Consider the following 19,854-nt stretch of genomic DNA (forward strand, 5'->3'; position numbering starts at 1 on the left):
CGCAGTACAAAAACTGCGTAAGTGATACGCAGAAAGTGAGGGGATCCCATGACCACCGACCTGGCCATCGAGGTGGCCGGACTGCGCAAGTCCTTCGGCGAGCTGAGCGTGCTCTCCGGAGTCGAGTTCGGGGTGGCCCGCGGCAGCGTGTTCGCCCTGCTCGGGCCGAACGGCTCCGGCAAGACGACCACCGTGCGCATCCTGGCCACGCTCATCCGCGCCGACGCGGGCCACGCGCGCATCGACGGGCTCGACCTCGTGCGCGACCGGCACCGGGTACGCCGCCGGATCAGCCTCACCGGGCAGTACGCCGCCATCGACGGGCTGCAGACGGGGGAGGAGAACCTGCGGATGATGGCGCGGCTGTGCGGGCTACGCGGGGGCTGGGCGCGGCAGCGGGCCGCGGAGCTGCTGGAGCGGTTCGACCTCACCGGCGCGGGGAACAGGCTCGTCCGTACCTACTCCGGCGGCATGCGCAGGCGCCTCGACCTGGCCGCGAGCCTCGTCGGGCAACCGTCGGTCATCTTCCTCGACGAGCCGACCACGGGCCTCGACGTGCGCAGCAGGCAGGCCATGTGGGAGGTGGTCACCAGCCTGACCGACTCGGGGGTGACCGTGTTCCTCACCACGCAGTACCTGGAGGAGGCCGACCGGCTCGCCGACCGCGTCGCGGTGCTCGACGGCGGCCGGGTGCTCGCGGAGGGCACCGCGGACGAGCTCAAGGAGCGGGTGGCCGGTCAGCTGCTCGACCTCGTGACGGTGGACTCGGCGGCGTTCGCGGCCGTGACGCGTGCGCTGGGGGACCGCGCCGTGGCCCTCGACCGCGCGGCGCTGTCCGTCGCCGTGCCCACCGACGGCACCGCCGCGCACGTGCGCACGCTGCTCGACGAGCTGGACCCCGGACGCCAGCTGCTGCGGCGGTTCTCGATCCGCACGGCGACGCTCGACGACGCCTTCATCGCCCTCACCGGCCACACCGCGACCACCCCCCAGCCCGAGAAGGAGTCCGCCCGTGTCTGACCTCGCGACCAGCCCGGCGGCCGTGCCCGGACGGGCGCACAGCCCCGTCGGCGACACGCTGGTGATGATCCGGCGGGCCGTGCGCCTGAGCAGGCGCAACATCGACGCGCTGCTGACCGCGGTGCTGCTGCCCGCCATGATCATGCTGTTGTTCGTGTACCTGTTCGGTGGAGCGATCCGCACGTCGACCGAGTACGTCAACTATGCGCTGCCCGGGGTGCTCGTGCTGTGCACCGGGTTCGTGTCGGCACAGACCGCCGTCGCCGTGACACAGGACCTGCAGGAGGGGATCGTCGACCGGTTCCGGTCGATGGACATCGGCGGCGCGGCCATCCTCGCCGGGCACGTCGCGGCGAGCGTCGTCCGCACCGTGTGGGCGGGGGTGGTGATGCTGGCGGTGGCGCTGCTGATCGGTTTCCGGCCGGACGCGAACGCCTTCGAATGGCTCGCCGCGCTCGGGATCGTGCAGCTGTTCGTGCTGGCCGTGTCGTGGCTGGCCGCGGTGTTCGGGCTGCTCTCCCGTACCCCCGAGGGCGCCAACGGGTTCGCGTTCTTCCTCATGTTCCTGCCCTACCCGAGCAGCGCGTTCGTGCCGATCGAGACGATGCCGGGCTGGCTGCGGCCGATCGCGGAGCACCAGCCGGTGACCCCGGTGATCGAGACGCTGCGCGGGCTGCTGATCGGCATGCCGGGCACGGACCGGGCCGGTGTCGCGGTGCTGTGGTGCACGGGCATCGTGCTCGCCGCGGTCGCCGTGGCCGCCGTGCTGTTCCGCCGCCGCACCTCCTGACCCCGCCGCCCGGCGGCGGTGAAGGGCACATCGCCCGCGTTCACGGCGCGGAACGTGCCCTTCACCGCTGCTCGGCGTGCCCCGCGGCGAACAGCATCGTGGGGATCTCCGTGTCCGGGGTGCCGAGCAGCGCGGCGAGCCCCGCGTCGTCGAACTCCGCCACCGCGCAGCACGACAGGCCGAGCGCGGTGCCGACGAGGTAGAGGTTCTGCACGGCCACGCCGGAGTCCACGTGCAGCGTCCGGTAGTGCCGCAGCGGGTACTGGCCGAACGCCACGTCGAGCCGGGCGGTGAGGGCCAGGGACACGGCGGGCCGGGTGGCGAACTCCGGTTGCGCGTACACGAGTTCGAGCGCTCCGGTCGGGTCCACAGTGCTCAGTTCGACCAGCTCGTGCGAAACCGCCTCGTAACGGTACAAACCGGACGGAACCTCCTCCGCCCGCCGGACGAGCACGTACACGCCGAGGCTGGGCAGGCCACCCGCGGTGGGCGCCATCCCGAGCGGGTGCTCGGGCCGGCCGTACGCGGGCACGAACCGCTGCACCCCCACGGCGAACCGCAGCCACGCGCTCAGTGCCCTGAACTCGAGGTCACGGTCCTCGTAGGCATAGCCGGAGCGCCGCATCGCCAGCGCCGCGACCAGGTCCGCGCGCGGCGGCTGGATGTCGGGCAAGGCGATCCGGCCCTTGTCGGACAACGGCACCGGGCGGTTCGGACTCTGCGAGTTGAGCAGCCGGTGCACCGCGAGCGCGCGTTCGGTCCGCCGTGCTACCCGGTCCCCGTTCCTGGTCGTCTCACCGACACCCACCGACAGCCCCCGAATCGCCTCATCCCGTCCGGACCCCGGCTCGCGAGCGAGCATGGCCGAATCGTAACCCGTTCGGGCGAATCTCGGGACCTGTCTGCGCTAAGGCACCCGCTCACCGGGCGGCTGGTTGCCCCGCGCCCCGGTCCCACAGCGGCTGGAGGACGGGGCCGGGCCGGCGCCCGTGCGGCGTGAGCCGGTAACGGGGATATTCGGTAGCCGGCGATCCTCCTGGTCGGCAGGCTGCGGTCATGACGCACGCACGGCTCGGCACTCCCCTCGATGCCCGCCCCCTGTTCGCACCCGAGCACGCGGCGCTGATCGCCACCCTGCGCGGCCTGGCACCGGCCGACTGGGCCAGGGAAGCGGTGCCCGGCTGGACCGTGCGCGATCTCGCCGCGCACGTCCTGGGCGACTACTACGGGCGGCTCGCCCGCGACCGCGACGGCCACCGGGAAGGGCCGGTCTGCGCGCCGGGCGAAACCCTGGAGGCGTTCCTCCACCGCATCAACCACGAGTGGGTGGACGCCTTCTCCCGGGTGAGCCCGGCCGCGCTCGTCGACACGCTGGACCTGATCGGGGCGCAGGTCGCCCGGTTCTTCGAGAGCGCCGACCCCGGCGCGCCCTCGCTGGGCGTGTCATGGGCCGGGGCCGACCCGGCGCCGATGTGGCTGGACAGTGCCCGCGACCTCACCGAGTTCTGGACCCACCGCCAGCAGATCCGGCACGCCGCCGGGCAGGGGACCGACCCTGATCCCCGGCTCCTGTCCGTGGTCCTCGACACCTTCATGCGGGCCCTGCCGCACACCCTGTGTGCGGTCGACGCCCCGCCCGGGACGCAGGTTCGGCTGCGGATCGACGGGGAGGCCGGCGGCACCTGGACGGTCACCTCCACGGGCAGCGGCTGGTCGCTGGCCCCGCCGGACACGGGCCGTCCCGCCGCGCTCGTGCGGCTGGACCCGGAGACCTCCTGGCGCCTGTGCACCCGCGGCATCCAACCGGGCGAAGCCCTGTCCCGCGCCCGCATCGACGGCGACCGCGACCTGGCCGAGGCCGCCTGCCGGATCGTGTCGATCATCCACTGACCGCGCGGCGAGACGGGGCCCTACCGTCCGGCCAGCTCGGCCACCAGCTCGCAGGAGCGCACCCGGTCGGCGTGGCCGTGCACCATCGTCGTGACCATGATCTCGTCGGCGTCCGTGTCGGCGAGCAGCGCGTCCAGTCCTTTCCGGACCGTCTCCGGGGAACCGACGATGCTGCTCGCGAGACGCTCCTCCACGAACGCCCGGTCGAGATCGGTGTACGGGTACTCCGCGGCCTCCTCCGGCGAGGGCAGCGGGATCGGCCTGCCCTTGCGCAGGCTCAGGAAGCTCAGCGCGCTCGGCCCGGCCAGCCAGCGCGCCCGCTCGTCGTCCTCGGCGCAGATCACGGCGGCGCCGAGCAGGACGTACGGCTCGTCCAGCACCGCGGAAGGCCGGAACGACTCGCGGTAGAGCCGGACGGCGGGCACCGTGTTCTCGGCCGCGAAGTGGTGCGCGAACGAGAACGGCAGGCCGAGCATCCCGGCCAGCTGGGCGCTGTACCCGCTCGACCCGAGCAGCCAGACCGGCGGGCGCAGACCCTGTGCGGGGTAGGCGTTGACGGCACGGTCGGGGTCCGGCTCGAAGTAGGCGATCAGCTCGGCCAGCCGCTGCGGGAAGTCCTCCGCGCCCAGTCCGGCCGAGCCGCGCAGGGCGTGCGCGGTGCGCGGGTCGGTGCCGGGCGCCCTGCCGATGCCCAGGTCGATCCGGCCGGGGTGGAAGGCCTCGAGCGTGCCGAACTGCTCGGCGACGACGAGGGGCGCGTGGTTGGGCAGCATGACGCCGCCGGAGCCGACCCTGATCCGCTCGGTCGCCGTGGCGACGTGCCCGATCAGCACCGCCGTCGCCGAGCTGGCGATGCCCGGCATGTTGTGGTGCTCGGCCAGCCAGTACCGGTGGTAGCCGAGCCGGTCGGCGTGCCGGGCGAGGTCGACGGTGTTGCGCAGTGCCGTGGCGGCGTCGGACCCGCTGGAGACGGGTGCGAGGTCGAGCACCGACAGCGGGACGTCAGTCAGGGAGCTCACGCCCTGCTGCAACGCGCGGGACCTCCGGAACCTTCCGGCGGCGGCTACCGGCCGTCCGGCAGCCAGCCGTCGTCGGAGGCGAGCACCACGAGCTGCTGGGTGGCCCTGGTCAGCGCCACGTACAGCACGCGCCTGCCGGTGAGCGACTCCCGGATCAGCTCGCTCGGTTCGAGCAGCACCACCGCGTCGTACTCGAGCCCCTTCGAGTCGAGGCTGCCGACCACCTTCAGCCGCTCGTCGGCCTGCGCGGCGAGCCATCCGGACACCTGTGGCACGCGGTCCATCGCGCAGATGACGCCGACCGTGCCCTCGACGGCGTCGAGCAGCTCCTTCACCGCCGCCTGGACCGCGCCCTCGACGGTGCCCGGCTCCAGCCCGCGGATCTGCGGCTCGATGCCCGTGGCACGCACAGCGTCGGGCAGGTCGTCCGCCTCGGCGTGACCCGCGACGACCCGCGCCGCGAGCGCGAAGATCTCCGCCGAGTTCCGGTAGTTGGTGCGCAACGTGTACCGCCTGCGCGGTGTGCGGGGCCCGAACGCCTGGTCCCGCGCCTGTGCGGCCTCCCCGGGATCCGGCCACGAGCTCTGCACGGGGTCGCCGACCACGGTCCAGCTCGCGTACTTGCCCCGCCTGCCCACCATCCGCCACTGCATCGGGGAGAGGTCCTGCGACTCGTCCACCACGATGTGCGAGTACTCGTCGTAGTGCTCGGGGCGCTGCGGGCCCCGGGTGGCGGTGCTGTCCCGCTCCTGCTCGGCCTCCAGTTCCACCTGCTGCCGCCTGCGCCGCTTCGGCGGCGGGCCCAGCAGCACGCGCAGCTCGTCGAGCAGGGCGATGTCGGCCACCGTCCAGCCCCGCGACCGGTCGGCCATCGAGGCGGCGAGCAGCGCGATCTCGTCGGAGTCCAGCAGCTGCCTGCTCGCCTTGGCGAGCCTGCGCTCGTCGCCCAGCCAGCGGAGCACCTGCGCCGGGTACAGCACCGGCCACCACACGACGAGGAAGCGGTGGAACTCCAGCCGCTCGCCGAGGTCGGTGATCAGCTCCTCGCGGTCGACGGTCCTGCCGTCGGCGCGGGCGTACTCCTCGGCCTTGTCCGCGAGCGCCGCGAGCAGGGTCTCCGCCGCCCGCACCCGCGACCGGTTCGGCGGGCCGCCCTGCGTGTGCACCTTGCGGCGGACGCGGTCCAGCTCCTTGGCGGTCAGCTTCAGCACCTCGCCGCGGTAGACGATCCGCATCTCGGTCGGCGCGTCCGGCGGTGTGTCCCGCAACGCGCGCAGCAGGATCTTGCGCATGCGCAGCGAGCCCTTGATCGCGGCCAGCCGCGCGGGGTCCTGCCGCGTCGCCTCGATGCCGTCGAGCACCTGGCCCAGCGCGCGCAGTTCCACATTGGTCTCACCCATCGACGGCAGCACGCGCGAGATGTAGTTGGTGAACACGCCGGACGGGCCGATGACCAGCACGCCAGCCCCGCCGAGCTGGCGGCGGTGCCGGTAGAGCAGGTACGCCGCGCGGTGCAGGGCGACGGCGGTCTTCCCGGTACCGGGGCCGCCGGTGATCTCGGTCACGCCACGCCACGGCGCCCGGATCACCTCGTCCTGTTCCTTCTGGATGGTCGCGACGATGTCGCGCATCTTCTCGCCACGGGCGCGGCCGAGCGCCGCCATGAGCGCGCCCTCGCCGACGACGCGCATGTCGTCCGGCACGCCCTCGGGGATCAGCACGTCGTCGTCGACGTCGAGCACGGTCTGCCCCGAGCAGCGGATGACACGGCGGCGCACCACGTCCATCGGGTCCTCGGCGGTCGCCTGGTAGAAGGCCGCGGCGGCGGGAGCCCGCCAGTCGGTGACGAGGTTGTCGAAGTCGGCGTCACGGATGCCGAGCCTGCCGACGTAGACGGTCTCCCGGCTGGTGTGGTCGAGCCTGCCGAAGACCAGGCCCTCGTACTCGGCGTCGAGTGAGGCCAGGGTCTGGTTGGCGTGGTACACCATCATGTCCCGCTCGAACAGCATCGACGCCTGCTCGAACACGGCCTCGCGCTGGGCCCCGTGCCCGATCTCGTATCCCTTGCTCCGCATCGCCTCCGCCTGGCTGCGGAGCTCCGCGAGACGCGCGTAGACCCGATCGACGTGGGACTGCTCGATGGCGATCTCGGCCCGTCTGACCCGAGGTTCCGACACTCAGTGCTCCTAGAGCTCAATCCGCCGGGAAGGGGAAGAACGACAATACGCGTTCCCGCGGGCCGCTTCACCACGTCCCGACCAACGCCACACCTCCCGTGCGGGCGCGGGAGAATGCCGGGGTGACCAGGATCGTCGCCGGGTCGGCGGGTGGCAGGAGGCTCCGCGTGCCGCCGAAAGGCACCCGGCCCACGTCGGAGCGCGTCCGCGAGGCGCTGTTCAACGCGCTGGAGACGGCGGGCGAGGTGGCCGGCGCCCGGGTGCTCGACCTCTACGCGGGTTCGGGCGCGCTCGGGCTGGAGGCGCTGTCGCGCGGCGCCGCCGACGCGGTGTTCGTCGAGGCCGACCGCCGCGCGGCCGACGTGCTCACGGCCAACGTCGCCGCGCTCGGGCTCGGCGGCGCCGTCCGGCACGGCCGGGTGGAGGCGATCCTCGCCGAGCCCGCGCCGGAGCCGTTCGACCTCGTGCTCGCCGACCCGCCCTACGCGCTCGGCGACGAGCGGCTGGCCGCGGCACTCGCGGCCCTGGCCGAGGGCGGCTGGCTGGCCGAAGGTGGCCTGGTCGTGGTCGAACGCGCGTGGCGGGACGGCGAGCCGCCGTGGCCCGCCGGGCTCACCCCGCTTCAGCCACGGCGTTACGGGGACACCGCCCTGTTCCGCGCCGAGCGGTAGCGCGGTGGGAGTAGGGGACCTGCGTCACATCCCGCGCGGGAGCGGGGCCCGCTTGGTAGCGTCCGCGCCATGCGCCGAGCGGTATGTCCCGGTTCCTACGACCCCGCGACGAACGGGCACCTCGACATCATCGAGCGGGCCGCGCAGCTCTTCGACGAGGTCGTGGTCGCCGTGCTCATCAACAAGAAGAAGCAGGGCCTGTTCTCCATCGACGAGCGGATGGAGATGCTGCGCGAGGTCACCGAGAAGCTGCCCAACGTGCGGGTCGACTCCTGGCACGGCCTGCTCGTCGACTACTGCCGGGCCAACGGCATCGCCGCGATCGCCAAGGGACTGCGCTCGGTCAGCGACTTCGACTACGAGCTGCAGATGGCGCAGATGAACCGCGAACTGTCCGGGGTGGAGACCCTGCTCATGTCGAACAACCCGGCCTACAGCTTCCTGTCCAGTTCGCTGGTGAAGGAGGTCGCCACCTACGGCGGCGACGTCTCCGACATGGTGCCGGGCGTCGTGTTCGACCGGCTCACCGCGCGACTGCGCGCGGGGGAGCAGGGGACTGACACGCCGTAGGGCGGCGGATCGCGGCAATCACCTCCGGAACCGGGCAGACTGGGTGGTACTGGAGCAGCCCATGGGGATCGAAGGCCGCGAGGGAGTTTGCCGTGTACCGGGTGTTCGAGGCGCTCGACGAGCTCGTCACGATCGTCGAGGAGGCGCGAGGCGTCCCGATGACCTCCAGCTGCGTCGTGCCGAGGGGCGACGTGCTGGAGTTGCTGGACGATGTCCGCGACGCGCTGCCCGGTGAGGTCGACGACGCCCAGGACGTGCTGGACAAGCGGGACGAGCTGCTCGAGCGCGCCCGCGGCGAGGCCGACAGCACCGTCCGGTCCGCGAAGGAGGAGGCCGAGCAGACGATCGCCGACGCCGGCGCCGAGGCCGAGCGGCTGCTCGCGGAGGCGCACGCGCGGGCCGAGCAGCTGGTCGCCGACGCGCACGCGGAGGCCGACCGGGCGGTGGCGGCGGGCCAGGCCGAGTACCAGAACCTGGTCGACCGGTCGCACGCCGAGTCCGAGCGGATGATCCAGGCGGGCCGGGACGCCTACGACCGCGCCGTCGAGGAGGGCAGGCACGAGCAGGCGCGCCTGGTGGCGCAGACCGAGGTCGTGCAGGCGGCGCACGCGGAGGCGGCGCGGATCGTCGACGAGGCGCACGCCGAGGCCGACCGGCAGCGGGCCGACTGCGACGCCTACGTCGACGGCAAGCTGGCCGAGTTCTCCGAACTGCTGTCGACGACCCTGCGCACGGTCGACTCCGGCCGCAACCACCTGCGGGGTCCCGGCGCGCTCGGCGGTCGCTCGACCGTGTACGACTACCAGGCACATTGAGGTAGCGCGCTCGCGTACCCTGGAGGGAGTGGCCCGCGCCGGTTCCGGCGCGCCGTGGCCCGCCCGCCATCTCCAACAGTAGAAAGCCCATGTCTGAAGAGAGCCTCAGCCTGGCGCGCTCGGATGCGCGCAACCCGTGGCTGATCGACACCCGCGAGCTCGGCAGGCGCGCCGGGTCGAGCAGGACCGTGCGCCGGGAGGTCCCGGTGGACGTCGCGCTCGGCGTGCCCGACGTCATCACGATTCCCGCCGGCTCCACCATCACGCTCGACCTGCTGCTGGAGGCCGTCGTCGAAGGCGTGCTGGTGACCGGGACGGCCGCCGCGCCGACGGAGGAGCACTGCTCCCGCTGCCTCGACCCCGGCACCGGCGAGGTGGAGGTCGAACTCACCGAGCTGTTCGCCTATCCCGAGTCCACCACCGAGGAGACCACCGACGAGGACGAGGTCTTCCGGGTCGTGGACGACAAGCTCGACCTGGCGCCGCTGGTCCGGGACGCCCTGGTGCTCGCGTTGCCGCTGGTGCCGCTGTGTGACGAGGACTGCGCGGGCCTGTGTTCGGGGTGCGGTGTCAAGTGGGCCGATCTCGACCCCGGACACGGGCATGAGACGATAGACCCTCGGTGGGCCGCGCTGGTCGAGCGTCTGGAGGACACTCCGGGTGAGCAGCCGGCGGACGGCTCGGACCGCTGAAACCCCACGAGCACCCCGCTCGACCCAGACCGACAAGGCATGCTCGCGCCCGCGAGCAGATCGTGATGAGGAGTACCAGCCGTGGCCGTCCCGAAGCGGAAGATGTCGCGTTCCAACACCCGCTCGCGCCGCGCGCAGTGGAAGGCGCGTCCGGTGCAGCTGGTGCCGTGCCAGAACCGCGCGTGCAAGCAGCTGAAGCCGCAGCACATCGCCTGCCCGACCTGCGGTCAGTACGGCGGGCGCCAGGTTGTCGAGCCCGCCTAGGGCGGACCGCTGATGGGGGGTAAGTCGCCGACGGGTCCGGCAGCAGATCCCACACCGTTACTCGAGGCGCTCGGCGTCGAACTCGACGCCGAGCTGCTCCGGCTCGCCCTGACCCATCGTTCGTACGCGTACGAGAACGGTGGCCTGCCGCCCAACGAGCGGCTGGAGTTCCTCGGCGACGCCGTGCTGGGCCTCGTGGTCACCGACCACCTGTACCGCAGGCACCCCGATCTGCCCGAGGGGCAGCTCGCGAAGCTGCGGGCGAGCGTGGTCAACATGCACGCGCTGGCCGGGGTCGCGCGCGGTCTCGGTGCGGGCGGTCTCGGCGCCCACCTGCTCCTGGGCAAGGGGGAGGAGCTCACGGGTGGCCGGGACAAGGCCAGCATCCTCGCAGACGGCCTCGAAGCCGTCATCGGGGCCACCTACCTGGCGCACGGCATCGACACCGCGCGCGCCCTGGTCCACCGGCTCTTCGACGGGCTGCTCACCGAGGCGCCGCTGCGGGGCGCGGGCCTGGACTGGAAGACCAGCCTGCAGGAGCTGACGGCGTCGGCCGGGCTCGGCGTGCCGGAGTACAAGGTGGAGGACACCGGTCCCGACCACCGCAAGGAGTTCAGCGCCATCGTGCTCGTCGGCGGCCGCGATCTCGGCCACGGCGACGGCACGACCAAGAAGGAAGCCGAGCAGAAGGCCGCCGAGTCGGCCTGGCGCGCGCTGACCGCCGAGCTGGAGCAGCCGGAGAGCGCCGGAGGAGCGTGACCCGGCGCCGGGCAGCGCCGGTGCCGCGCCCGGTCGGCTCTCGCGAGCGCTCCCGTGGTTCCGGCCACGTGCTCACGCACGTCCGGTGACCCGCGGTCGCGGGTACGCTGGTCCGGTGCCTGAGCTTCCCGAGGTCGAAGTGGTGCGCGCCGGTCTCGAGGCGCATGTCACCGGCCGGATCATCGCCTCGGCGGAGGTCCTGCATCCCCGCGCGGTCCGCAGGCACGTGCCCGGCGCGGCCGACTTCGCCGGCAGGCTCGCCGGGGTGAAGGTCGAGGCCGCCCGGCGGCGTGGCAAGTACCTCTGGCTCGACCTCGCCGACGGCCAGGCGCTGCTCGCCCACCTCGGGATGAGCGGCCAGATGCGGGTGCAGCCGCCGGGGGCGCCGGACGAGAAGCACCTGCGGGTCCGGTTCACCTTCGCCGACGGAGGGCCCGAGCTGCGGTTCGTCGACCAGCGCACGTTCGGCGGCCTGGCGCTGGCCGACCTGGTCGACTCCGGCGGCACGCCGGTGCCGGACACGATCGCGCACATCGCGCGCGACCCGATGGACCCGGCGTTCGACCTGGCCGTCGCCGCCCGCGCCCTGCGGGCCCGGCGCACGGAGGTCAAGCGTGCCCTGCTCGACCAGACGCTCGTGTCCGGAGTCGGCAACATCTACGCCGACGAGGCGCTCTGGCGCGCGCGGCTGCACTGGGCGCGGCCGACCGAGCGGCTCACCGCGGCGCAGGCCCGCGCCGTGCTCGGCGCCGCGGCGGACGTCATGGCGGAGGCCCTCGCGGCGGGCGGGACCTCGTTCGACGCGCTCTACGTCAACGTCAACGGCCAGTCCGGGTACTTCGACCGCTCGCTGAACGCCTACGGGCAGGCGGGCAGGCCGTGTGACCGGTGCGGCACGCCGATCCGGCGCGATCCCTTCATGAACCGGTCGTCGTTCTCCTGCCCGCGCTGCCAGCCGAGGCCGCGCGGGCCGCGCTGACCGGGCGGCGAGATCCCATCGTTACGCCGATGCGAGCAAGGCTTACCGCACTACTGTGCAATGCGTGCTAGTCTTCCACCCGCAAGAGTGGAGGACAGCGGTGGAGATCAGCCAACTGCTCAAGGGCGTACTCGATCTCGCGGTGCTGGCGGTGCTCCGGGACGCGGACGGCTACGGCTACGACGTCCTGCGCAGGCTGCGGCAGGCCGGTCTCGACGAGGTGGGGGACGCGTCGGTGTACGGCACGCTGCGGCGGCTGTACAAGGCCGGACTGCTGACGTCCTACGTGATGCCCAGTGAAGAAGGCCCGCACCGCAAGTACTACAGCGTGAACGAACGGGGCCGGGAGCGGCTCGCCGAGTCGGGGAGGACCTGGCGGAGCTTCGCGAAGTCGATGGACGGCCTGTTGGGAGAGACAGTATGAGCGACCAGAGCCCGCCCGCCGTGCGCGGCTATCTCGCGAGGGTGCGGACCGCCCTCGCGGACCTGCCCGCCGCCGAGGTCGACGAGATCCTCGACGACGTGCGGCCGCACCTGCTCGAGATCGCGGCGGAACTGGGCGAACGCGCCGGGGTCGACGCGATGAGCGAGCGGATCGGGACGCCGGAGGCCTACGCCGCCGAGCTGCGCGCCGCGGGTGACTACCCGCCGCCTCCACCGGGCGAGGAGACCGAGGGGACCGGCGCCGCGACGGCGGGGCGGGGCCTGCCGCGCCTCGTGCTGTGGAGCCTCGTCGCCTGCGTGTGCGGACTCGCGCTCACCGGGCTGGTGGCGGGGCTGTCGCTGTCCGAGGAGCCGCTGCTCGCCCTGCTGCTGATCGTCCCGGTCCTCGCGGCGAGCGGCTGGTTCGTCTGGCGGCACGGCACGGAGCGGGTGGCCGACCTGCCCGAGGTGCGCCGCCTCCTGCAGGCCCTGCGCCCGCGTGCGGGCGAGCCCGCCGGCGGCCTTCCCGGCTACCTGCGCTCGCTGCGCCCCGCCTGGTGGCTGCTGTGCGCGACGGTGCTCGTCCTGTTCGGACTGTTGCTCGTCCTGCGCAGCCGCGACGCGTTCCTGGTGCTGCCCTTGCTGCTCGTGCTGGCGGCCGCGGCCATGTGGTCGGGACCACGGTCCGTCCGGGACGCACGGCTGCTGTGGCTGAGCCTGCCGCTGTCCGCCCTCGTCGCAGGCAGTGCGCTGGGCCTGCTCGGCTTCGCGGGGGAGCGGGTGAGCGGGAACTTCGGCTACCACACGAGCCCGTACGCCTACGAGCCCGCCAACACGGTGAACGGCGAGCCCGCGCTGTTCTACGGCGAGCACCCGGTCGAGAACGTGTACGTCTTCGACTCCGAGGGCGAGCCGGTAACCGACGTGTACCTGTACGACCAGGACGGCAGGCCGCTGACGATGCCGAGGCACGTCTGCCGCCCGGAGACCGGCACCACGTCGGTGGTGGGGCGGGACAACCGGTACCCGCGCCCGCACATCGAGCAGGGCGCCTACGACGAGCGGGGCGACCTCAACGGCTACGACGCCTACCTCCCGCACTGCACCCAGACGGACCAGGTGCCGTTCACGGCGGTGGTCCCGAGGACGCAGCCGGCCGAGCCGACCCGCTGATCCGGTGTCCCGGTGTCCCAGCGTCCGGTGTGGACCGTGGCCGCTCGTCAGCTCGCGTACGTGCTGCGCATCGCGAGCTTGGCGAGCAGGTCGCGGCCGCTCTCGGCGTGACGCGGCTGGCAGAGCACGTCGTAGCGGCGGGCGACGAGCTGGCTGTGCGACACGAAGTCGCGCCTGCCGCGGGTGGCCGCGTACCCGGTCGCGGCGAAGACCAGACCGAACCCGATCCCGGAGACCAGGCCGATCACGATCGGCAGGAATCCGGCGCCGGGGGTGAACAGGCTCAGCAACAGGCCCACGAACAGGCCGAACCAGGCACCGGACATCGCGCCGCTGCTGAGCACCTTGCTCCACGTCAGCCGCGCGGCGACCCGCTCGACGAGCATGGGCTCGACCCCGACGATGGTGACGTCGTGCACCGGGAAGTCGCTGTCGGCGAGGTGGTCGACGGCGCGCTGGGCCTCCTCGTAGCTGTCGTAGGAACCGATCGGCCAGCCCGTCGGCATCGTCGGCAGCTGCGGCATCCTGGTCGTGCCGGTGAACGCGGTCCGCGTGAACGCTGTGGTCATCGCTGTCACCCCTCGGGTGGAAAGTGTGCTCACTCCGGTCAACGTCCGGCAGGGGCGATTCCGTGCCCGTGGCGACCGAGTTCACAGGGACTTCTCAGCAGCCGCCGCCCTCGGGGACGCGGGGGCACCCGCTCACACCAGGACGCGCCCGCCGTTGGCCGTGTGCATCCAGGGCATGCCCGCCGGGGAGCCCGCGGGCAGCCACTGTCCGAAGTAGCGCACCGAGAACAGCTCGTCGAGCACCATGAACGCCGCTCCGACGAGCCCGCCCTCCTCGCCGAGCCGGGCCCGCTCGATGCGCAGCTCCCGGGTGGACAGTGGCAGTGAGCGGCGGTAGATGGTCTCCCGGATCGTCGCGAGGAACAGGTCCCCCGCGCCCGCGACCTTTCCGCCGAGCAGGATGATCGAGGGGTTGTAGAAGTTGACCATGGTGGCGAGCATCGCCCCGATCCGCCTGCCCGCCTGCACCAGCAGCTGCACTGCCTGGTGATCGCCCGCCGCCGCGGCCGCCGTGACGTCCTCACCGGTGACCGTGCCGCGCTCGGCCAGCGCCGCCGCCAGCGCCGGGCTCTCGCCCGACCGCGCCAGTTCCTCGCCGTCCCTGGCCAGTGCGGCGCCACCGGCCAGCGCCTCGAGGCAGCCGGTCTTGCCGCAGCGGCACACCACGGTGCTGTCGTCGGAGACGGCGGCGTGCCCGATGTCGCCCGCGCAGCCCTGCGCGCCACGGTGCAGGCCGCCGGAGTTGCTGATGCCCGCCCCGATGCCGGTGCCGATCTTGACGTAGAGCAGGTCGCCGTCACCGATCGGCAGTCCCGGTGTGCGCAGCTCGCCGAGGCAGAGCAGGTTCACCTCGTTGTCCACCCACACGGGCGCGTCGTACCGCGCGCCGAGCCGGTCGCGCACGGCGTAGTTGTTCCAGCCGGGCATGATCGGCGGCTCCGAGGGGCGCGCGGTGGCGAACTCGACCGGTCCGGGGAGGCCCAGGCCGACGCCCCACACCTGACCGCGCTCGACGCCGGCCTCGGTCATCAGCTCGTCGAGCGCCGCCTCGACCTCGGTGAGCACCGGTTCGGGTCCCAGCGCGATGTCGCAGTCGCCGTAGCGCATGGCCAGCACGGTGCCCATCAGGTCGGTGATGCCCGCGATGAATCCGGTGGCGCCGAGCTCGGCGGTGAGAATGCGGCCCGCGTCCTTGCGGAAGCGGAGGGTCCTGGCCTGACGGCCGCCCGTGGACGGGCTGAGATCGCCCTCCTCCAGCAGCCCGGCCTCCAGCAGCGTGGTGGTGCGCTGGGTGATGGCGGTTCTGCCGAGACCGGTCCGCTGGCTCAGTTCCGGTCTGGTCTCCGCCTGGCCGCTGCGCACCAGTTCCAGAAGCCGGGTGTAGCTCTCGAGCAGCTCGCCGTTCGGCGTATCAGCGCTGCCTGACCGATCCTCCACAAGGACCCCCTTATGTGTGACGCCTCTCATGATATACCGGGCAGCGCAAAACTTCTGTATGTAAAACACATTAGCGGTGACATCGAAAACTGAAGCGACGTGACAATATCGGCCCTGGGCGAGCTGGCGTACGGGCCCCCATGCGGGACACTGGCGGCGTGACCGAGGAACAGCCGGGACGCCGCCCGGCCCGGGGGGAGCTGCGCATCTACCTCGGTGCGGCCCCGGGGGTGGGCAAGACCTACGCGATGCTCGGTGAGGCCCACCGCCGCGCCGAGCGGGGCACCGACGTCGTGGTCGGCTTCGTCGAGACCTACGGGAGGGCACGCACCGCCGCCCTGCTCGACGGGCTCGAGACCGTTCCGCCGCGGATCGCCGAGCTCGACGGTGCCGAGGTGCCCGAGATGGACCTCGACGCGGTCCTCGCCCGCCGCCCCGACGTGGTGCTGGTCGACGAGCTCGCGCACGCCAACGCGCCCGGCGGCCGTCATGAACGGCGCTGGCAGGACGTCGAGGACCTGCTCGCCGCGGGGATCACCGTGCTGACCACCGTGAACGTGCAGCATCTGCAGAGCCTGGGCGACGTCGTCGAGCGGATCGTCGGTGTCCGGCAGGACGAGACGGTGCCGGACGAGGTGGTGCGCCGGGCCGAGCAGGTCGAGCTGGTCGACATCACACCCGAGGCGCTGCGGCGCAGGCTCGCGCACGGAAACGTCTACCCCGCCGAGCGGATCGACGCCGAGCTCGGCACCGTCTTCCGGCTCGGCACGCTCACCGCGCTGCGCGAGCTGGCGCTGCTGTGGGTCGCCGACCAGGTGGACGTCGCGCTGCAGCGGTACCGCGCCGAGGAGGACATCACCGACCCGTGGGAGGCGCGGGAGCGGGTCGTCGTCGCCATCACCGGCGGTCCCGAGAGCGAGACCCTGATCCGGAGGGCGCGCCGCATCGCCAACCGGGCCGGTGCCGAACTGCTCGTCCTGCACGTGCTGCGCGGCACCGGGCTCAGCGCGGCGGGACCGACCTCGCTCGGCCACTACCGCAAGCTCGCGGAGGGCGTCGGCGCGACCTTCCACACCGTCGTCGGCGACGACGTGCCCACGGCGCTGCTGGAGTTCGCCCGCGGCGCCAACGCCACCCAGCTGGTGCTGGGCACCTCGCGGCGTTCCCGGCTGGCGCGGCTGTTCGACGAGGGCATCGGCGCCACCGTGGTGCAGGGTTCCGGCCCCATCGACGTGCACATGGTGACCCACGACGAGGCGGGCGGGCGCTGGCGGGCCAAGCTGGGGCGCGGCCCGTTCGGCTCGGGGCGGCACCTCACCGGGTGGGCACTGGCGCTGCTCGGGCCGGCATTGGTGACCGTGCTCGCGCTTCCGGTGCGGAGCGCGACGGACCTTTCCGCCGAGGCGCTGAGCTACCTGCTGGCGGTCGTCGTGGTGGCGCTGCTCGGGGGTGCCGGACCCGCGCTGGCCTCCGCGTTGCTGTCGGCGGCGCTGCTGTGCCTGCTCTTCGCGCCGCCCTACCCGTCGTTCGCGGTGTCCTCCGCCCGCGACCTGGTGACCGTGGTGGCCATGCTGGCCGTGTCGTTCGCCGTCGTGCTCGTCGTCGACCAGGCCGCACGCCGCTCCGCGCGCGCGGCGCGGGCCCGCACCGAGGCGTCGCTGCTCGCCTCGTACGCCCGGATCGTGCTGGCCGATCCGGCCCCGCTCGAGCACCTGCTGGCCAAGGTCCGGGAGAACTTCGGGCTGACCTCGGTGTCCCTGCTCGAACGCCGGGACGGGGCCTGGCATCGCGTCGCCGGATCGGGCGGGCCGCCGTGCACCGACCCCGACGAGGCCGACGCCGACGTCCCGGTGACGGCCGACGTGCACCTCACCCTGCGCGGGCGGTCGCTGCCCGCCGCCGACCGCGGCGTGCTGGAGACCGCCGCGGGGCAGGCGCTGCTCGCCCTGCGGCAGCAGCGGATGGCGGCCGCCACGGCCGAGGCGGAGCGGAAGGCCGAGGCGACCGAGCTGCGCACCGCGCTGCTGTCGGCCGTCGGGCACGACCTGCGGACACCGCTGACGTCCATCAAGGCGTCCATCGGCAGCCTGCGCGCGCCGGATCTGCGACTGTCCGAGGAGGACACCGCGGAGCTGCTGGAGGCCATCGAGATCTCGGTGGACCGCCTCGCCGGGCTCGTCGACAACCTGCTGGACTCGTCCCGGCTGGCCACCGGCGCGGTGCGGCCACACCTGCATCCGGTCGGCTACGACGAAGTCGTCGCTCGTGCACTGTCCAACCTAGACGGCTCGGCTTCGGTCGTGGTGGATGTGGACGAACGGCTGCCGCTGGTGCAGGCCGATCCGGGACTGCTGGAGCGCGTGGTGGCGAACGTGGTCGACAACGCCCTGCGGCACGGTGCGGGAGACGGGCCGGTGGCGGTGCGGGCCAGCGCGCACTCCGGGAGCGTGGAACTGCGGGTGGTGGATCACGGGCCCGGCCTGCCCAAGGGCGGAGCCGAGTTGGCGTTCGCGCCCTTCCAGCGGCTGACGCGGCCCGGCGGCGGGCCCGCGGCGGGCGACCGCGACACCACCCCCGGCGTCGGGCTCGGGTTGTCGGTCGCGAAAGGATTCACGGAGGCGATGGGTGGCGGCATTCGCGCGGAGGACACCCCCGGTGGCGGGCTCACCGTGGTGATCTCCCTGCCGGCCGGACGTGGGGTGAGCGCATGACGGAAGCCAGCAAGGTGCTCGTGGTCGACGACGAGCCGCAGATCGTGCGCGCGCTGCGGATCAACCTCGCCGCGCGGGGGTACGAGGTCGGAACCGCGTACGACGGGGAGGGTGCGCTGCGCGCGGTCGCCGAGAGCAGGCCCGACGTCGTCGTGCTCGACCTCGGCCTGCCGGATCTCGACGGCGTGGAGGTGATCGAGCGGCTGCGCGGCTGGACCCAGGTGCCGATCGTGGTGCTGTCCGCACGGGACGGTTCGGTCGACAAGGTGCACGCGCTCGACGCCGGTGCGGACGACTACGTGACCAAGCCGTTCGGGATGGACGAGCTGCTGGCCAGGCTGCGGGCCGCGCTGCGCCGCTCCTCGGTGTCCGCGTCGGAGGGCGACGCGGTGGTGGAGACCGCGGCGTTCACGATCGACCTCGTGGCGAAGAGGGTCCGCCGGGACGGCACCGAGGTGCACCTGACGCGCACCGAGTGGGGTGTGCTGGAACTGCTCGTGCGCAACCGGGGGCGGCTCGTGGCGCAGAAGGAGCTGCTGCACGAGGTCTGGGGCCCCGCGTACGACACCGAGTCGCACTACCTGCGGGTCTACCTGGCGCAGCTGCGCCGCAAGCTCGAACCGGAGCCCTCCCGGCCCCGGTACCTGCTCACCGAGCCGGGAATGGGCTACCGGTTCGAACCCTGACTACTGGGGAGCCGATGTCGGCGTTGCCGACTCGCTGGGTTCGGACGTGTCGGAGCCGGGCGGCGGGGAGGACTCCCCGCTGTCGGGTGGCGTTGACGAGCCAGTGTCGGGAGGCGTCGTGGTGGTGGGCTGCTGGGTGGACGTGGTGCCCGGGATGCTGGTGCCCGGGTCGACCGGCCTGCCGCCACCGCCGGGGGACGGGGTGTGGTCGGACCGTCCGCTGCCCGGGGTCGTGCCGGTGGCCGAGGGCGTGATGACCGTGGTGGTGGTCTGCCCGTCGGGGCCCTTGCTGACCACGGTGGTGGGCGCCGTGGTGGACGGGGGCAGCGTGCCGGTGACCGCGACGCCGTCGACGAGGATCGTGGTCTCGCCGGGGATGGCCTGTCCCGGCACCAGTTGCGGTCCGCCCTGCTGCCCGGAGGCGGCGCCGTTGCGCACCGTGGCGCCGTCGCCGCCGGCCTCGACCGTCTCGCTCGGGCCCGCCACCTGCGCGATGGCGCCGAACGCGGTGGCGAGCAGCAGCCCGCTCACGGCGAGCGCGAGGTAGCCCGTGCGCTGGAACGTGCCGGCGGACTCGCGGGGCGGCGCGACCTCGGCGCGCGGGCCTGACCCTGGGGAGGGGGCCATGCATGACTCCTTCGGAGTTCCTGACGTGACGGATGTGTGCTCCCGAACCGTCCGGGCGGTGTTCGTCCGGACGGCGTATCCAGGGCGGGACCGTACCACCGTGGAGTGATCTCGCAGGAGGGAGCGCGCTGTGAGCGGTTCACTGTCTGCGACGAACGGCATACGGCACGATGGGGCCGTGGCTGACGAAACGGAGATGACCCGCCTCACCGCCTGGGTGCACGGTTCGGTGCAAGGAGTCGGTTTCCGCTGGTGGACCCGCAGCCGGGCGCTCGAGCTCGGCCTCACCGGCTCGGCGACGAACCTCGCCGACGGCCGCGTCGAGGTGGTCGCCGAAGGACCGAAGGACCACTGTGCGCGGCTGCTGGCCGCGCTGCGGTCCGGAGAGTCACCCGGTCGAGTAGATCACGTCGTCGAACGCTGGTCCGAGCCGCGCGGCGACCTGCCCGGCTTCGTCGAACGCTGAACCCACCACCCCACCCCGCCCCGGCGAGGGAGCAAGGGAGCGAGGGAGCGAGGGAGCTTTACTCCCGTCTGGCGGTAGTAAAGCTCCCTTGCTTCGCATCAGTGGGGCTGGTGGGG

General features: G+C 72.8%; 21 protein-coding genes. 15 read left to right on the plus strand and 6 right to left on the minus strand.

The genetic code is table 11. The annotated features are described in order from the left end of the window. The first annotated feature begins 48 nt into the window (after window positions 1–48). Window positions 49–1,020 (plus strand): ATP-binding cassette domain-containing protein, encoded by a 972-nt coding sequence (locus B0I33_RS10490; protein WP_106178424.1) that lies wholly within the window; start codon window positions 49–51, stop codon window positions 1,018–1,020. Continuing rightward, on the plus strand, window positions 1,013–1,810 hold the full coding sequence (locus B0I33_RS10495; RefSeq protein WP_245900588.1) for an ABC transporter permease: 798 nt from the start codon (window positions 1,013–1,015) through the stop codon (window positions 1,808–1,810). The genes B0I33_RS10490 and B0I33_RS10495 overlap by 8 nt, the downstream gene beginning before the upstream one ends. Window positions 1,811–1,871: 61 nt before the next feature. Here B0I33_RS10495 and B0I33_RS10500 read toward each other — a convergent pair whose 3' ends face one another. Beyond that, a complete protein-coding gene (locus B0I33_RS10500) occupies window positions 1,872–2,672 on the minus strand; it encodes a SagB family peptide dehydrogenase (protein ID WP_106178425.1) in 801 nt (266 codons plus the stop codon). Window positions 2,673–2,866: 194 nt separating this feature from the next. Between B0I33_RS10500 and B0I33_RS10505 the strand changes: the two genes are divergently transcribed. After that, window positions 2,867–3,700 carry a maleylpyruvate isomerase family mycothiol-dependent enzyme gene (locus B0I33_RS10505; RefSeq protein ID WP_106178426.1) on the plus strand — a complete coding sequence of 278 codons (834 nt, stop codon included), beginning with the start codon at window positions 2,867–2,869 and terminating at the stop codon, window positions 3,698–3,700. Between the two features lie 20 nt (window positions 3,701–3,720). Here B0I33_RS10505 and B0I33_RS10510 read toward each other — a convergent pair whose 3' ends face one another. Together B0I33_RS10510 and B0I33_RS10515 are read right to left on the minus strand one after the other, a co-directional pair. Further along, entirely contained in the window at window positions 3,721–4,719 is a 999-nt protein-coding gene (locus tag B0I33_RS10510; protein ID WP_106178427.1) for an LLM class flavin-dependent oxidoreductase, read from the minus strand. A 44-nt stretch (window positions 4,720–4,763) separates the two neighbouring features. Further along, entirely contained in the window at window positions 4,764–6,896 is a 2,133-nt protein-coding gene (locus B0I33_RS10515; protein ID WP_106178428.1) for a HelD family protein, read from the minus strand. A 122-nt stretch (window positions 6,897–7,018) separates the two neighbouring features. Here B0I33_RS10515 and rsmD point away from each other — a divergent pair, with 122 nt between their 5' ends. From rsmD to B0I33_RS10560, 9 genes are all read left to right on the plus strand, one after another. Beyond that, window positions 7,019–7,567 carry a 16S rRNA (guanine(966)-N(2))-methyltransferase RsmD gene (rsmD, locus tag B0I33_RS10520; protein ID WP_106178429.1) on the plus strand — a complete coding sequence of 183 codons (549 nt, stop codon included), beginning with the start codon at window positions 7,019–7,021 and terminating at the stop codon, window positions 7,565–7,567. A gap of 69 nt (window positions 7,568–7,636) precedes the next feature. Beyond that, complete coding sequence (gene coaD / locus B0I33_RS10525; RefSeq protein ID WP_106178430.1) at window positions 7,637–8,137, plus strand: pantetheine-phosphate adenylyltransferase; 501 nt, start codon at window positions 7,637–7,639, stop codon at window positions 8,135–8,137. Window positions 8,138–8,229: 92 nt separating this feature from the next. Beyond that, entirely contained in the window at window positions 8,230–8,952 is a 723-nt protein-coding gene (locus B0I33_RS10530) for a flotillin family protein (RefSeq protein ID WP_106178431.1), read from the plus strand. A gap of 89 nt (window positions 8,953–9,041) precedes the next feature. Next, on the plus strand, window positions 9,042–9,644 hold the full coding sequence (locus tag B0I33_RS10535) for a YceD family protein (protein WP_106178432.1): 603 nt from the start codon (window positions 9,042–9,044) through the stop codon (window positions 9,642–9,644). Window positions 9,645–9,725: 81 nt separating this feature from the next. Next, window positions 9,726–9,908: a 50S ribosomal protein L32 gene (gene rpmF / locus B0I33_RS10540; protein WP_106178433.1), complete on the plus strand. Its 183-nt coding sequence runs from the start codon at window positions 9,726–9,728 to the stop codon at window positions 9,906–9,908. A gap of 12 nt (window positions 9,909–9,920) precedes the next feature. Then, window positions 9,921–10,667, plus strand: coding sequence for a ribonuclease III (gene rnc, locus B0I33_RS10545; RefSeq protein WP_106178434.1), 747 nt, complete (start codon window positions 9,921–9,923; stop codon window positions 10,665–10,667). 115 nt (window positions 10,668–10,782) lie between these two features. Then, window positions 10,783–11,646 (plus strand): bifunctional DNA-formamidopyrimidine glycosylase/DNA-(apurinic or apyrimidinic site) lyase, encoded by an 864-nt coding sequence (gene mutM, locus B0I33_RS10550; protein ID WP_106178435.1) that lies wholly within the window; start codon window positions 10,783–10,785, stop codon window positions 11,644–11,646. A 100-nt stretch (window positions 11,647–11,746) separates the two neighbouring features. Further along, on the plus strand, window positions 11,747–12,070 hold the full coding sequence (locus B0I33_RS10555; RefSeq protein ID WP_106178436.1) for a PadR family transcriptional regulator: 324 nt from the start codon (window positions 11,747–11,749) through the stop codon (window positions 12,068–12,070). Next, window positions 12,067–13,242, plus strand: a complete 1,176-nt coding sequence (locus tag B0I33_RS10560) for a DUF1700 domain-containing protein (protein WP_106178437.1) — start codon at window positions 12,067–12,069, stop codon at window positions 13,240–13,242. The genes B0I33_RS10555 and B0I33_RS10560 overlap by 4 nt, the downstream gene beginning before the upstream one ends. Before the next feature lie 47 nt (window positions 13,243–13,289). Here B0I33_RS10560 and B0I33_RS10565 read toward each other — a convergent pair whose 3' ends face one another. Continuing rightward, on the minus strand, window positions 13,290–13,811 hold the full coding sequence (locus B0I33_RS10565) for a YflT domain-containing protein (RefSeq protein WP_106178438.1): 522 nt from the start codon (window positions 13,809–13,811) through the stop codon (window positions 13,290–13,292). A 132-nt stretch (window positions 13,812–13,943) separates the two neighbouring features. Continuing rightward, a complete protein-coding gene (locus tag B0I33_RS10570; RefSeq protein WP_245900589.1) occupies window positions 13,944–15,248 on the minus strand; it encodes an ROK family protein in 1,305 nt (434 codons plus the stop codon). A gap of 140 nt (window positions 15,249–15,388) precedes the next feature. Here B0I33_RS10570 and B0I33_RS10575 point away from each other — a divergent pair, with 140 nt between their 5' ends. Beyond that, window positions 15,389–17,959 (plus strand): sensor histidine kinase, encoded by a 2,571-nt coding sequence (locus B0I33_RS10575; RefSeq protein ID WP_106178440.1) that lies wholly within the window; start codon window positions 15,389–15,391, stop codon window positions 17,957–17,959. Continuing rightward, the gene (locus tag B0I33_RS10580) at window positions 17,956–18,645 is read left to right on the plus strand and encodes a response regulator (RefSeq protein ID WP_106178441.1); all 690 of its coding nucleotides are present in this window, start codon (window positions 17,956–17,958) and stop codon (window positions 18,643–18,645) included. The genes B0I33_RS10575 and B0I33_RS10580 overlap by 4 nt, the downstream gene beginning before the upstream one ends. Here B0I33_RS10580 and B0I33_RS10585 read toward each other — a convergent pair whose 3' ends face one another. Further along, on the minus strand, window positions 18,646–19,272 hold the full coding sequence (locus tag B0I33_RS10585) for a hypothetical protein (protein ID WP_106178442.1): 627 nt from the start codon (window positions 19,270–19,272) through the stop codon (window positions 18,646–18,648). It lies immediately after the preceding gene. Between the two features lie 196 nt (window positions 19,273–19,468). Between B0I33_RS10585 and B0I33_RS10590 the strand changes: the two genes are divergently transcribed. After that, entirely contained in the window at window positions 19,469–19,738 is a 270-nt protein-coding gene (locus B0I33_RS10590) for an acylphosphatase (protein ID WP_181193267.1), read from the plus strand. The last annotated feature ends 116 nt before the right edge of the window (window positions 19,739–19,854 follow it).

The sequence above is a fragment of the Prauserella shujinwangii genome, from assembly GCF_003001955.1.
GTDB lineage: Bacteria > Actinomycetota > Actinomycetes > Mycobacteriales > Pseudonocardiaceae > Qaidamihabitans > Qaidamihabitans shujinwangii.